Annotated in this window: 11 protein-coding genes; 6 read left to right on the top strand and 5 right to left on the bottom strand. The window is 63.1% G+C overall.

Annotated features, from left to right (window positions below; translation table 11 throughout):
* Positions 1 to 117 precede the first annotated feature (117 nt).
* The 6 genes from RI103_RS17550 to RI103_RS17525 all read left to right on the top strand — a co-directional run bounded on the left by RI103_RS17550 (position 118) and on the right by RI103_RS17525 (position 9,013).
* Positions 118 to 852, top strand: coding sequence for a GntR family transcriptional regulator (locus RI103_RS17550; protein WP_132376142.1), 735 nt, complete (start codon positions 118 to 120; stop codon positions 850 to 852).
* A gap of 102 nt (positions 853 to 954) precedes the next feature.
* Positions 955 to 2,058, top strand: coding sequence for an N-acetylglucosamine-6-phosphate deacetylase (gene nagA, locus RI103_RS17545; RefSeq protein ID WP_310813169.1), 1,104 nt, complete (start codon positions 955 to 957; stop codon positions 2,056 to 2,058).
* The gene (locus RI103_RS17540; RefSeq protein WP_310815267.1) at positions 2,051 to 3,058 is read left to right on the top strand and encodes an SIS domain-containing protein; all 1,008 of its coding nucleotides are present in this window, start codon (positions 2,051 to 2,053) and stop codon (positions 3,056 to 3,058) included. The genes nagA and RI103_RS17540 overlap by 8 nt, the downstream gene beginning before the upstream one ends.
* An 11-nt stretch (positions 3,059 to 3,069) precedes the next feature.
* A complete protein-coding gene (ptsP, locus tag RI103_RS17535) occupies positions 3,070 to 5,661 on the top strand; it encodes a phosphoenolpyruvate--protein phosphotransferase (protein ID WP_310813168.1) in 2,592 nt (863 codons plus the stop codon).
* Between the two features lie 82 nt (positions 5,662 to 5,743).
* Entirely contained in the window at positions 5,744 to 7,516 is a 1,773-nt protein-coding gene (gene nagE / locus RI103_RS17530) for an N-acetylglucosamine-specific PTS transporter subunit IIBC (protein WP_310813167.1), read from the top strand.
* Positions 7,517 to 7,649: 133 nt separating this feature from the next.
* A protein-coding gene (locus tag RI103_RS17525; RefSeq protein ID WP_310812657.1) for an IS3 family transposase occupies positions 7,650 to 9,013 on the top strand; the annotation gives its coding sequence in 2 pieces (ribosomal slippage) (positions 7,650 to 8,112 and positions 8,112 to 9,013; 1,365 coding nt in all).
* An 81-nt stretch (positions 9,014 to 9,094) separates the two neighbouring features.
* On the opposite strand, the gene cydX is transcribed toward RI103_RS17525, so the two are convergent.
* The 5 genes from cydX to rpoH all read right to left on the bottom strand — a co-directional run bounded on the left by cydX (position 9,095) and on the right by rpoH (position 13,530).
* Positions 9,095 to 9,211, bottom strand: coding sequence for a cytochrome bd-I oxidase subunit CydX (gene cydX, locus RI103_RS17520; RefSeq protein ID WP_310813166.1), 117 nt, complete (start codon positions 9,209 to 9,211; stop codon positions 9,095 to 9,097).
* A 28-nt stretch (positions 9,212 to 9,239) separates the two neighbouring features.
* Positions 9,240 to 10,376 carry a cytochrome d ubiquinol oxidase subunit II gene (cydB, locus tag RI103_RS17515; protein ID WP_310813165.1) on the bottom strand — a complete coding sequence of 379 codons (1,137 nt, stop codon included), beginning with the start codon at positions 10,374 to 10,376 and terminating at the stop codon, positions 9,240 to 9,242.
* Positions 10,377 to 10,412: 36 nt separating this feature from the next.
* Positions 10,413 to 12,005 (bottom strand): cytochrome ubiquinol oxidase subunit I, encoded by a 1,593-nt coding sequence (locus tag RI103_RS17510; RefSeq protein ID WP_310813164.1) that lies wholly within the window; start codon positions 12,003 to 12,005, stop codon positions 10,413 to 10,415.
* On the bottom strand, positions 11,995 to 12,255 hold the full coding sequence (gene cydP, locus RI103_RS17505) for a cytochrome oxidase putative small subunit CydP (RefSeq protein ID WP_310813163.1): 261 nt from the start codon (positions 12,253 to 12,255) through the stop codon (positions 11,995 to 11,997). The genes RI103_RS17510 and cydP overlap by 11 nt, the downstream gene beginning before the upstream one ends.
* Positions 12,256 to 12,594: 339 nt before the next feature.
* Positions 12,595 to 13,530, bottom strand: coding sequence for an RNA polymerase sigma factor RpoH (gene rpoH / locus RI103_RS17500; RefSeq protein WP_310813162.1), 936 nt, complete (start codon positions 13,528 to 13,530; stop codon positions 12,595 to 12,597).
* Positions 13,531 to 13,572 lie beyond the last annotated feature (42 nt).

The raw sequence follows: 13,572 nt of genomic DNA, 5'->3' as shown, positions 1-13,572 counted from the left end.
AGGCTTTGCGCCAATTCATACCAGCATGGAACCAATCGATTGACTGGTATTATGTTGGTTATATAATGGGCTCTCATTTTTCGTAGGCCTACCTTTTTGCGAAGGCCGCCCGAGCCCATGGAAACTCGCTGGTCCGCACTGATGCCTGACGCCCGCAACGTCACGCCGCTCTATTTGCAGCTCGCGCGCAATCTTGCGACAGCGATCCACTGCGGCGTGTGGTCGGCTGGTGAGGCGCTGCCCTCGGAGCGCACGCTTTCGGACGCGATCGGCGTGTCGCGCATCACGGCGCGCAAGGCGATCGAGTTGCTGGTCGAGCAAGGTTTGATCCGGCGTGCGCGCGGCGCGGGCAGCTTCATCACGCCGCGCGTCGAAGACCCGCTTTCCCGGCTCACCGGTTTCACGAAGAAGATGCAGCAGCGCGGTTTCCGGCCGGATTCGGTGTGGCTCGAGCGCGATATCCGCGCCGCCAACCGTGACGAACTGGTGCACCTCGGGCTGTCGCCCGGTGCGGCCGTGACGAGTCTGCGGCGCCTGCGGCGCGCGGACGGCATCGTCATGGCGGTCGAGCATTCGGCGTTGCCGGCGGCGATCGTGCCCGATCCGCACGCCATCGGCGACTCGCTTTACAGCTATCTCGAACGCCGTGGCGCCGCTGTGGTGCGCGCCTTGCAGCACTTTCGCGCGGTCAACGCTTCGAGCGAGATCGCTTCGTTGATGGACATCGAACCGCGCTCGGCGCTGCTGGTCATTACCCGTATCGGCTACAGCGCCGACCAGCGCGCAATTGAGTTGACCGACACCTATTGCCGCGACGATTACTACGACTTCGTCGCTGAATTGCGCACCTGAGCGGCTCGGCTGAGCCCGTGCGCGCAGCCTGAAAAATCCAGGCGCCGCGCAGAAAAAGCGCCATTCAGTCATGCCCCGTATCACGCCTCACCAGAGAGACTCATGCTGACCGGAAACATACTCACCACCGATGGGTGGATTCACGGCACGCTCGAATACGAAAACGGCCGCATCACGGCGCTCACCGGCGAACGCGTCGATCCGTCGACCAACGACGCGCCGTACATCCTGCCGGGCTTCATCGATCTGCACGTGCATGGCGGCGGCGGCTCCGACGTGATGGAAGGCGGCAACGCGATCGAAACCATCACGCGCACGCATGCGCGTTACGGCACGACCAGCCTGCTCGCCACGACCATGACCGCGCCACGCGCTGAGCTGATGGCCGTCGTCGCGGAGCTGGGCAACAACGCGCGCATCCGCACGCCCGGCGGCGCGCGCGTGCTGGGTGTGCATCTGGAAGGGCCGTATATCAACCCCGGCAAGCTCGGCGCCCAACCGGACGCGGCGGTTTCCGCAGTGATGGACGAAGTGCTGAAGTATCTGTCCATCGCCCCGATCCGCGTGGTCACGCTCGCGCCGGAAATTGCCGGCCATATGGAGATCATCTCCGAGATGGCGGCGCGCGGCGTGCGCGTGCAACTGGGCCATTCCCTCGGCACCTACGACGACGCCGTCGCCGCGCTCAAGCACGGTGCCTGCGGCTTCACACACCTGTTCAACGCCATGTCGCCGCTGCACCATCGCAATCCCGGCCTGGTCGGCGCGGCGCTCGCCCACGCCGAGTTCGCCGAAATCATTCCCGATCTGCTGCACGTCCATCCGGGCGCGATCCGCGCTGCGTTGCGCGCGATCCCGCGTTTGTATGTGGTCACGGACAGCACCTCGGCCACCGGCATGCCCGACGGCGAATACCGCCTCGGCAGCCAGCACGTGACGAAGTGCCTCGGCGGCGTGCGTCTCGCCGACGGCACGCTCGCCGGCAGCACCCTGACCATGGATCAGGCGCTGCGCAATCTTGTGTCGATCGGCTTGCCGATCGCCGATGTATCGAACCGTTTGTCGCGCTACGCCGCCGACTACCTGGGCATCGAAGACCGCGGGCGCATCGCGCGCGGTGCATGGGCCGATGTGGTCGTGTTCGATCGTGAACTGGCGTTGAGCGCGACTTACGTCGAAGGAGAAGCAATTGTCGAATATGCTTAAAGAGGCGCTGGCGTCCGCTGAAACGGTCGCCGCGCAACTCACGGACACCAAGCGCGTCGAGGCGCTGGCGGCGAAGCTCGCGCAGCAGCCGCGCCATGTCGCGCTGACGGTCGCGCGCGGCAGCTCCGATCACGCGGCGAGTTACTTCGCAAGCCTGACGATGAGCCGCCTCGGCGTGCCGGTCGCGTCGCTGCCGATGTCGGTCGCCACGCTCCAGCAAGCGCCGCTGCAAGTGCGCGATCAGCTCGCGCTGGCGTTCTCGCAATCGGGCAAGAGCCCGGACCTCATCGGCACCATGGAAGCGCTGCGCAAAGCGGGCGCGTTAACCGTCGCCGCCGTGAACGTGCCGGGTTCGCCCTTGGCCGACGCGTGCGAATTCGAGTTGCCGCTCGTCGCCGGTCCGGAGATCAGCGTCGCGGCCACCAAGAGCTACATCGCAATGCTGTCGATCTCCGCGCAACTCGTCGCGCATTGGCAGAAAGACGCTGAACTGCTTGCCGCGTTGAAGACGCTACCCGAAGCGCTGCGTGCCGCGGGTGAACTCGACTGGTCGGCAGCCGTGGAGGAATTGCGCGGTATCGAGCGCATGATCGTCATCGGCCGCGGCCTGGGTCTTGCGATCGCGCAGGAAGCCGCGCTGAAACTGAAGGAAACCTCCGGCATTCAGGCCGAAGCGTTTTCGAGCGCGGAAGTGCGTCACGGTCCGATGGAATTGATCGACCGCGACTACCCGCTGCTGGTCTTCGCACCGCGCGGACCCGAGCAGGCCGGATTGCTGCAACTCGCGCGCGACATGAAGGCGCGCGGCGCCCGCGTTCTGCTCGCGGCGCCGGCCGACGTGCCGGAAGCCACGCTGCCGCTTGCCACCACCGCTCATGCGGCGCTCGATCCGATCGCCGCCATCCTGTCCTTTTACGTGATGGCCGCCGGCCTTGCCGCCGCGCGCGGGCGCAATCCCGATGCGCCGCGCCATCTCAACAAAGTCACCGAAACTCACTGACGAGAAATCAGATGCGACGTGTCGAGGAGTCCCGCTTGAAGAGCCATTCTGAAGGCCATATTGTTTTGCTCGCGCCCATGACCGGTCCGGTCGTGCCGCTCGCGAACGTGCCCGACCCTGTGTTTTCGGGCGGCATGTTCGGTGACGGCATCGGCATCGACCCGCTCGAGGGCCGGCTCGTCGCGCCGTGCGACGGTACTGTCACCCATCTCGCGCGCACCGGCCACGCCGTGACGCTGGCCACCGCCGAGGGCGCCGAGATTCTGCTGCATATCGGTATCGATACGGTCGAACTGAATGGCAAGGGCTTCGCGCCAATGGTCGCTCAAGGCGCTCACGTGCGCGCCGGCGACGTGCTGATCGAGTTCGATCAGGACCAGGTCGCGTTGAATGCGCCGAGCCTCGTGTCGGTGATCGCAATCGCCAATTCGGATGCGTTCGAGATCGTCGAACGCGTGCAAGGCGGTTTGCTGAAGGCGGGTAAAACACCGCTGCTGGTGCTGCGCGCGCGCGGCGGCGCGGCGGCCGAGGCCTCGCGCCAGGCCAGCGCGACGAACGTGGCGGAAGAAGCCCGTCAGCAAGTCACGCTGGTTCACGCAGGCGGTCTGCATGCGCGTCCGGCGGCGCGTGCGCGTGAAGCGGCACGCGGCTTCGATGCACGCGTCGAAGTGCGTTACGAAGGACGCAAGGCGGCGATCGAAAGCGTGGTCGGTTTGCTTGGCCTCGGTGCAGGCGAAGGCGCGACCATCGAGTTGCTCGGCGTCGGTCCGCAAGCAAAAGCTGCGATCGAAGCGATAGCGCATGAACTGACGCGTGAAGCACACGGCGAAGTCGAAGAAAAACCGGCGCGCCAAAGCTCGCCGGCGCCGCAAGCCGTCGCGCGTCCGGCAGGAGAGGCACTCGCGCCGAATACGCTCGCCGGCGTCTGCGCCGCGCCGGGCGTCGCGGTCGGCAAGCTGGTGCGCTGGGACGACGCGGACATCGATCCGCCCGAAAAGGCGAACGGCACGTCCGCGGCGGAAAGCCGTCTGCTCGACAAGGCGATTGCCACCGTCGATGCCGACCTCGGCACGACCGTGCGTGACGCGTCGCAACGCGGCGCGGTCGGCGAAGCGGGCATTTTCGCGGTGCATCGCGTGTTGCTGGAAGATCCCACACTGCTCGACGCCGCGCGGGATCTGATTAGCCTCGGCAAGAGCGCCGGGTTTGCGTGGCGCGAAGCAATCCGCGCACAGATCGCCATCCTGACCAATATCGAAGACATGTTGCTCGCCGAACGTGCCGCCGATCTACGCGACATCGAAAAACGCGTGCTGCGCGCGCTGGGTTACACGAACGCCACGGCGCGCACGTTGCCGGAAGAGGCTGTGCTGGCGGCGGAAGAGTTCACGCCGTCCGACCTGTCCACGCTGGATCGCTCGCGCGTCACGGCATTGGTGATGGCGCGTGGCGGCGCCACCTCGCACGCGGCGATTCTCGCGCGTCAGGCGGGCATTCCCGCGCTGGTGGCAGTCGGCGACGCGCTGCACGCGATCCCCGAAGGCACGCAAGTGGTGGTGAACGCCACGACTGGCCGCCTCGAGTTCGCACCGACCGAACTCGACGTCGAACGCGCGCGCCTGGAGCGCACGCGTTTGGCCGATGTGCGCGAAGCAAACCGCCGCACCTCGCAACAAGCGGCGGCCACGTCCGACGGCCGCGCGATCGAAGTGGCCGCGAACATCGCCACGCTCGACGACGCGAAAACCGCGGTTGAAAACGGCGCCGATTCCGTCGGCCTGTTGCGCACCGAACTGCTGTTCATTCACCGCGCGGCCGCGCCGACCACGGACGAACATCGTCAGAGCTACCAGGCAATCGCCGACGCATTGAGCGGCCGCACCGCGATCATTCGCACGCTGGATGTCGGCGCGGACAAGGAAGTCGACTATCTGACGCTGCCGCCCGAACCGAATCCCGCGCTCGGCTTGCGCGGCATCCGTCTCGCGCAAGTGCGCCCCGATCTGCTCGACGATCAGTTGCGCGGCCTGCTGGCGGTGCAGCCGCTCGGCGCCGTGCGCATTCTGCTGCCGATGGTGACCGACGTCGGCGAGTTGATCCGTATCCGCAAGCGCATCGACGAATTCGCGCGCGAGTCGGGCCGCACGGAACCGATTGAAGTCGGCGTGATGATCGAAGTGCCGTCGGCGGCGCTGCTGGCCGATCAACTGTCGCAACACGCGGATTTCCTCTCGATCGGCACCAACGATCTGACGCAATACACGCTCGCCATGGACCGTTGCCAGGCCGACCTCGCCGCCCAGGCGGACGGCTTGCACCCGGCTGTACTGCGTTTGATCGCGACCACCGTGCAAGGCGCGGACAAGCACGGCAAATGGGTCGGCGTATGTGGCGCGCTGGCGGGCGATCCGCTCGCCGTGCCGCTGCTCGTCGGCCTCGGCGTGACCGAGCTCTCGGTGGATCCCGTCTCCGTGCCGGGCATCAAGGCGCGGGTGCGCAACCTCGATTATCAGCTGTGCCGTCAACGCGCCCAGGATGCTCTGGCGCTCGAATCGGCGCAGGCGGTAAGAGCAGCAAGCCGCGAAACCTGGCCTTTGGACTGAACCCCACACGGTCCGCAGCCAGCTTCGCTCAACCACTACGACTAGCTACAAACTCAACAACGAGACAGGATTGGAGGTATCAATGGATGGGAATCCGTTTCTGAAGATTCAGCGCCTGGGACGCGCGCTGATGCTGCCGATTGCGGTGCTGCCGGTTGCCGGCCTGCTGCTTCGCCTCGGCCAACCCGATGTGTTCAACATCAAGATGATCGCCGACGCTGGCGGCGCGATCTTCGACAACCTGCCGCTGCTGTTCGCGATCGGCGTGGCGGTCGGTTTCGCGAAGGACAACAACGGCGTGGCGGGTCTGGCGGGCGCGATCGGTTATCTGGTCGAAGTCGCCGTGATGAAGGATATCAACGACAAGCTCAGCATGGGCGTGTTGTCCGGGATCGTGGCGGGTATCGTCGCGGGCTTGCTGTACAACCGGTACAAAGACATCAAGCTGCCCGACTACCTCGCCTTCTTCGGAGGGAAACGCTTCGTGCCGATTGTCACGGGGGTGGTCTGCCTCGTGCTCGGCATCGTGTTCGGCTACGTGTGGCAACCGGTGCAGGCCGTGATCGATACGGCCGGCCACTGGTTGACCACGGCCGGCGCGCTCGGCGCGTTCGTGTTCGGCGTGCTGAACCGCTTGCTGCTCGTCACGGGTTTGCATCACATCCTCAATTCGCTGACGTGGTTCGTGTTCGGCACGTTCACGCCGCCGGGCGGCGCTGCGGTGACGGGCGACCTGCATCGCTTCTTCGCGGGCGACCCGACTGCGGGCACCTTCATGACGGGCTTCTTCCCGGTCATGATGTTCGGCCTGCCGGCTGCGTGCCTGGCCATGTTCCATGAAGCGCCGAAGGAACGCCGCGCGGTGGTCGGCGGCCTGCTGTTCTCGATGGCGCTCACGTCGTTCCTGACGGGTGTGACCGAGCCGATCGAATTCAGCTTCATGTTCCTCGCACCGGTGCTGTACGTGATCCACGCGCTGTTGACGGGCCTCTCGCTCGCCATCTGTTCGGCGCTCGGCATTCACCTCGGCTTCACGTTCTCCGCGGGCGCAATCGACTACGTGTTGAACTACGGCCTGTCGACCAAGGGCTGGTGGGCGATCCCGCTCGGCCTCGTCTACATGGTGGTGTACTACGGCCTGTTCCGTTTCTTCATCCGCAAATTCAACATGGCAACGCCGGGCCGCGAACCCGCTACAGCCGACGAACAAGTCGACTCGTTCGCCGCGGGTGGTTTCGTTTCGCCGGTCGCCGGTGCGGCTGTGCCGCGTGCGCAGCGTTATATCGCGGCGCTGGGCGGCGCGTCGAATCTGTCGGTGGTGGATGCCTGCACGACGCGTCTGCGTTTGTCGGTGGTCGATTCGAATAAGGTCTCCGAAAACGAACTGAAGACGATCGGCGCGCGTGGCGTTCTCAAGCGCGGCTCGACCAATGTGCAGGTGATCATCGGACCGGAGGCGGACATCATCGCGGACGAAATCCGCACGGTGATCGCGCAAGGTGGCGGCGATGCGGTGAAGCCGGCGGCAGCCGCTTCGGCTGTGGCGGCTGCGCCGGCGCCGGTTGCGGCATCGGACGCTCAGGGCGGTCCGCTCGACCCGGATCCGCTGCGCTGGCTCGCCGTGTTCGGTGGCGCGGGCAACGTGGTGTCGCTGGATGCGGTGGCCGCAACGCGTTTGCGTATCGTCGTGCGCGATCCGTCGGCGGTCGATCGTCAGCGTCTGGCGACGCTCGATACGGCGTGGATTTCTGCTGACACGTTCCATATCGTCGTCGGCGACGCGGCGCAACGCTATGCTGAAAAGCTGGCAACGCGCACGGCGCCAAGCGGCGGCGCAACGCCTTTGCCGGCATGATGCTGTGCTGATGAAGGAGCGGCGCGCGGCGTCTCTTCAGATAACCCGGCAATAAAAAAGCGGCAGCTCGATTGATTCAAGTGAACTGCACCCCAAAAGTTGGACACCGATCCAACCTTTTGGGGTGTTTTTCATGACGAAGTACAGTGAGCAGTTAAAGCTGAAGCTGGTGAAGCAGTACGTGGCCGGTTCGGCTGGTGTCGAGGTACTTGCAAAGCGGTATGGAGTGAGTCGCTCGGTTTTACAGCTGTGGATTTCGGCCTACGAGCAACATGGACAGGACGGACTGCGCAAGAAATTCAGTCACTATGACGCGCAGTTCAGGATGTCGGTACTCATGCACATGTGGCAGAAGGATTTGCCATACCGGCAGGTGGCTGCGGTGTTCGACATCCGCAGTCCGGGCTGCATAGCGCAATGGGAACGCCGGTATCATGAAGGCGGTATCGACGCACTGGCGCCTCGTCCACGATGGCGCCGCAAAACCATGACCCAGCCAGTTCCTGAAAAGCCGACCGAAGACAGTGCGCCAGATAAGCGCACGCGTGAGCAGTTGCTCAAGGAAAACGAGTACCTGCGCGCGGAGGTGGCCTATCTAAAAAAGCTCGATGCCCTGCTTCAGGCAAAGAAGCAGGGCGTGCAGAAGAAAAAGCGCAAATAGTGCAGGAGCTCCGGCAGCACCACCCGATGCCCGCTTTGCTGAAGGCAGCGGGTCTGGCGCGCAGCACGTTCTATTACCAGTTGAGCGTGCCGGATGCCGGTGAGCGGCACAAGGACCTCAAAACCCGCATCAAGACTGTGTATGAACGCCACAAGGGCCGTTATGGCTACCGGCGCATCACGGCGGCGATCCGGCAGGCAGGCCCGAGCGTGAACCACAAGACGGTGCAACGTCTGATGGGAGAACTGAAACTGAAATCGCTGGTGCGCGCGAAGAAATACCGCTCATGGCGCGGCGAAGTCGGCCGTATTGCGCCGAACCTGTTAAACCGCGAGTTCAGCGCACAGCAGCCCAATCAGAAGTGGGTGACGGACGTGACGGAGTTCAACGTGCTGGGTCAGAAGCTGTATCTCTCGCCGATCATGGATCTGTATAACGGCGAGATCGTGGCTTATCAGATGAACACCCGACCGGTCTTCGATCTGGTCAGCAGCATGCTAAAAAAAGCGCTGGCAAAGCTTGGTCCCCAGGAGACCCCGCTGCTGCATTCAGACCAGGGCTGGCAGTACCAGATGCCTGCTTACCGGAGGCTGCTGGATCAACACGGCCTGACGCAGAGCATGTCGCGCAAGGCAAACTGCTACGACAATGCGGCAATGGAAAGCTTCTTTGGCACGCTCAAGGCGGAGTTCTTCCGGCTGAGCAGGTTTGAAAGTATCGACGAGTTGAAGGCTGGCATCAGACAATACATTCACTACTACAACCACAAACGCATCAAGCTCAAACTGAACGGGCTGAGTCCTGTGATGTACAGAACCCAGCCCGCTCAAACCTGAACTCAAACTGTCCAACTTTGCGGGGTCAGTTCACAAGCTGCCGCTTTTCCGTTTACCGGCGCGCCACCGGCACATGATGTCTTAGCGTGTTTTCTGCACGCCTGCTTCCGACGGCCGGCGTGACTCCAGCCACATCACGTTGATGATACCGAAGGCCAACGCCGCGCCGATTCCGAGAATCCAACTGAAATACCACATCGCAAACTCCTGTTGAGCGTATTGCCGGTCAATACATCGTATGGTGATTTTCTTGAAGCGCTGCGGCGGTCACCTTGCCGCGCATCACGCGATACACCCAGCTGGTGTAGATCAGGACGATCGGCAGAAACACGATCACGGCGATCAGCATGATCTGCAGCGTCATGCGGCTCGAAGTCGAATCCCATACGGTGAGGCTGCTGCGGCCGTCCAGCGAGGAGGGCATGATGAATGGGAACATCGAGAAGCCCGCCGTCAGGATCACGCCGATGATCATCAGCGAGGTCGACAGAAAGGCGCTCTTTTCGAAGCGTGAGCGCGCAAGCAACGTGGCCAGTACGCCGCCGACGAGACCCGCCACCGGCGCGCTCGCCATCCACGGATAGTTGGCGTAGTTGGTGAGCCACAGTCCGGGTGCGCCGATCACGTTCTTCATCAACGGATTGGCGACCGTGTCGAGCGGCGGGGCGTCGATCACCTGGTAGCCGCCGATCATCGTTGCGATCAGCGCGCCGGCAATCAGGAACAACACCACGGTCGCCAATGAGGCAATTCGCAGCGCCAGCGAAGCTCGCACGGCGACGATGTCGTCCGCTTTCATCTTGACGAAGGCTGCGCCGTGCGCGGCCAGCATCGAAACGCTGACGAGGCCGCACAACACCGCGAAGGGGTTGAGCAATTCGAAGAAGCCGCCGTGGTAAGTGACGCGCAGGTCGGTATCGAACGAGAACGGCACGCCTTGCAGCAGGTTGCCGAACGCGACGCCGAACACCAGTGCCGGCACGAAGCCGCCGACGAATAGCGCCCAGTCCCACGCCGTGCGCCAGCGCGGGTCTTCACGTTTGCCGCGATAGTCGAAGCCAACCGGCCGGAAGAACAGCGCGAACAGCACCAGCAGCATGGCGAAATAGAAGCCGGAGAACGACGCCGCGTACACCAGCGGCCACGCGGCGAACATCGCGCCGCCCGCCGTGATGAGCCAGACCTGATTTCCTTCCCACGTCGCGCCTACCGTGTTCACGACGATGCGACGCTCGGCGTCGGTTTTGCCGATGAACGGCAGCAGAATCGCCGCGCCCATGTCGAAGCCGTCAGTGAGCGCGAAGCCGATCAGCAGCACGCCGATCAGTGCCCACCAGATCAGTTTGAGGGTTGCGTAATCCATGATGATCTTTTCCCTTTGAAGCTCAGTGGCGGCGAATCATGCGGCCGTGTTGGTCGGCAGCGGCTGATTCAGCGGCTGTTGTTCGTGGTGATAGCGGCCCGTGTGCAGTGACGAGGGTCCGAGCCGCGCATACTTGAACATCAGCATGATTTCGATGATGAACAACACCGTGTAGAACACCACGAAGCCCGCGATACTCAGATACAGGTCACTCGGCGTCAGGCTCGAGGCCGACAGGTTGGTCGGCAGAATGCCCGCAATCGTCCACGGCTGACGGCCCACTTCAGCGACGATCCAGCCGAACTCGGCTGCGAGCCAGGGCAGCGGAATCGCCCACACGGCCCAGCGCAAAAACCAGCGGCGCTTCTCCAGCAACAGGGAGCGCTGCGCGCAGAACCAGAACGCCAGCACGAAGGTGGCGAGGAACAATATGCCGAGGCCCACCATCAAGCGGAATGAGAAGAACACAGGTGCTACAGGTGGGATCGTTTTCTTCGCGGCCTGGGCGATCTGATCCGGTGTGGCGTCGGTGACGTTCGCGGTGAACTGCTTGAGCATCAGGCCGTAGCCGAGATCCTGTTTGTGCGCGTCGAAGGCGGCTTTGGCTTCGTCGGTGATGTCGCCTTGTTTCAGCTTCTGCAGCGCGGCGTAGGCGAGCATGCCGTTCTTGATGCGCACTTCGTTGCGCGCCATCAGGTCCTTCAGGCCGACCACGGGTTCATCGAGCGAACGTGTGGCGATCAGGCCGAGCGCATACGGAATCTTGATGGCGTAATCGGTGCGCTCTTCCTTCTGATTCGGAATCCCGATGATCGTGAAAGGAGCCGGCGCGGGCGCGGTTTCCCATTCGGATTCGATCGCGGCCAGCTTGACCTGTTGGACTTCGCCGGTGCGGTAGCCGGATTCGTCGCCGAGCACGATCACGCACAACGTGGAGGCCAAACCGAAACCGGCGGCAATCGCGAACGAGCGCAACGCAAATTCAGTGTCGCGGCGCTTCAGCAGATACCACGACGACACGCCGAGCACGAACATCGACGCTGTCACGTAGCCGGCCGACACGGTATGCACGAACTTCACTTGCGCAACCGGATTGAACAGCACGGAGAAGATGCTGTCGAGCTCCATGCGCATGGTCTGGTAGTTGAAGGTGGCGCCGACCGGATTGTTCATCCAGCCATTGGCCACCAGAATCCACAGCGCCGACAGGTTCGAGCCGAGTGCGACGAGGAACGTGACGAACACGTGCTGGACCTTCGAGAGCCGGTTCCAGCCGAAGAAGAACAGGCCGACGAAGGTCGACTCCAGGAAGAATGCCATCAACCCTTCGACGGCGAGCGGCACGCCGAAAATGTCGCCGACATAGTGCGAGTAGTACGACCAGTTGGTGCCGAACTGGAATTCGAGCGTGAGACCGGTGGTGACGCCCATCGCAAAGTTGATGCCGAACAGCTTGCCCCAGAACTGGGTCATGTCCTTATAGATCTGCTTGCCGGTCATCACGTAGACCGATTCCATGATGACGAGGAGCCACGACAGGCCCAGCGTGAGTGGGACGAACAGGAAGTGGTAAAGCGCGGTGATGGCGAACTGGAGGCGCGACAGTTCTACGACTTCGCTAACGGGCATGTTGATCACCTTGGGACGGATGCGAGGCAGGCACGGACAGCAGCGCCTGCGCGACTTGCTCAGGCGGGAGCGACATGTGCTCCGCCTGTGGATGATTGAAAAACGTGTACTTGAGCGCCATCAGCAGTACGAATTTGATGGCGAGGACGATGGTGATATCGCGCGCCAGCGTCGGACCGCGCACCCAGCCATGGAACCGTTTGCGCAGGTTCGGGCGACGGGTGGTGTTGCGATTGAGGGCTATGGTCATGATCGGTAGAAGGCAACTTCACACCGGTGAAACCGGCTGGCGCCAGGCCGCTTCCGCGGTTTGGCGAGTGCATCCCGATTCTAGGAGTAGAACCTCGCGCGCAACTGATCGGCGCTGCGGCATTGGGTCGCGAGACTTGCCCCGTTCAACCAGTATTGCTATCTGGTTTGCGATACGTCAAGAAACGCATGTTGCGCGCTTATGTTCTTGCGTCAATGTGAGCGTGCGCGAAAAACGCCGTGGCGTGGGCGAAAAAAAGCCCCGCCGTCTTGCGAGGGCGGGGCTTGGCGGCTGGCTACCGCGCGCCGGGTGAACCGGCATGCTGACGATCTTCAAGCTTTACGCGTATTCGGTGAGTGCACCGCGCATCTTTTTCATTGCGCTCACCTCGATCTGGCGAATACGTTCCGCGGACACGCCGAATTCGTCGGCGAGTTCGTGCAGCGTCGAGCCGCCCGAACCGTCGTCTTCCACCTTCAGCCAGCGCGCCTCGATGATGCGGCGGCTGCGGGCGTCCAGTGCGTCCAGCGCGCTCGCGATACCGTCGCTTTGCAGCTTGTCGCGTTGACGCGAAGCCAGCACGGCGGTCGGTTCGCTATGCGAGTCGGCCAGATAGGCGATCGGTGCGTACGACTCTTCGCCGTCTTCGACCTGGCCTTCCAGCGCGATGTCGCCGCCCGAGAGGCGCGTTTCCATTTCGGAAACTTCTTCGCGCTTCACATTCAGCTCTTTGGCGAGACCTTCGATCTCGTCCGGCGTGAACGCGCCCAGCCCTTGCTTGTGGCTGCGCAGGTTGAAGAACAGCTTGCGCTGCGCCTTGGTCGTGGCGACTTTCACCATCCGCCAGTTGCGCAGAATGTATTCGTGGATCTCAGCCTTGATCCAATGCATGGCGTACGACACGAGGCGCACGTTCTGCTCCGGATCGAAGCGCTTCACGGCCTTCATCAGGCCGATATTGCCTTCCTGGATCAGGTCGGCGTGCGGCAGTCCATAGCCCAGATAGTTGCGCGCGATCGATACGACCAGCCGCAAGTGCGACAGGACGAGACGGCGCGCGGACTCAAGGTTGTCCTGCTCGCGAAATTCGGTGGCGAACTGGCGTTCTTCCGCCGGCGTCAGCATCGGAATCCGATTTACGGCCTGGATGTAGGCGTCGATATTGCCCAGTTGACCGGGCAGCAGCGAGGAATGCGAGAGCGCCAGTGCACCTGCCGAAGCGGCCTTAGCCGACGACGGGCTCAAAGTACTCGGAAGGGTCATTGCATGGCTCACGTAGGAAACTCCTTTGGAATCAGACAAAAGCTTATTCAGGTA

Origin of the sequence: Paraburkholderia sp. FT54 (assembly GCF_031585635.1) — a bacterium.
Lineage (GTDB): Bacteria > Pseudomonadota > Gammaproteobacteria > Burkholderiales > Burkholderiaceae > Paraburkholderia.
This window is presented reverse-complemented; position numbering and strand designations above follow the sequence as displayed.

Excerpts from the sequence above, each read along its gene's own strand:
- nagE (WP_310813167.1), top strand. The coding sequence starts at position 5,744 with ATGGATGGGAATCCGTTTCTGAAGATTCAGCGCCTGGGACGCGCGCTG.
- cydP (WP_310813163.1), bottom strand. The coding sequence starts at position 12,255 with ATGACCATAGCCCTCAATCGCAACACCACCCGTCGCCCGAACCTGCGC.
- ptsP (WP_310813168.1), top strand. The coding sequence starts at position 3,070 with ATGCGACGTGTCGAGGAGTCCCGCTTGAAGAGCCATTCTGAAGGCCAT.
- cydB (WP_310813165.1), bottom strand. The coding sequence starts at position 10,376 with ATGGATTACGCAACCCTCAAACTGATCTGGTGGGCACTGATCGGCGTG.
- RI103_RS17510 (WP_310813164.1), bottom strand. The coding sequence starts at position 12,005 with ATGCCCGTTAGCGAAGTCGTAGAACTGTCGCGCCTCCAGTTCGCCATC.
- cydX (WP_310813166.1), bottom strand. The coding sequence starts at position 9,211 with ATGTGGTATTTCAGTTGGATTCTCGGAATCGGCGCGGCGTTGGCCTTC.
- RI103_RS17540 (WP_310815267.1), top strand. The coding sequence starts at position 2,051 with ATGCTTAAAGAGGCGCTGGCGTCCGCTGAAACGGTCGCCGCGCAACTC.
- RI103_RS17550 (WP_132376142.1), top strand. The coding sequence starts at position 118 with ATGGAAACTCGCTGGTCCGCACTGATGCCTGACGCCCGCAACGTCACG.
- nagA (WP_310813169.1), top strand. The coding sequence starts at position 955 with ATGCTGACCGGAAACATACTCACCACCGATGGGTGGATTCACGGCACG.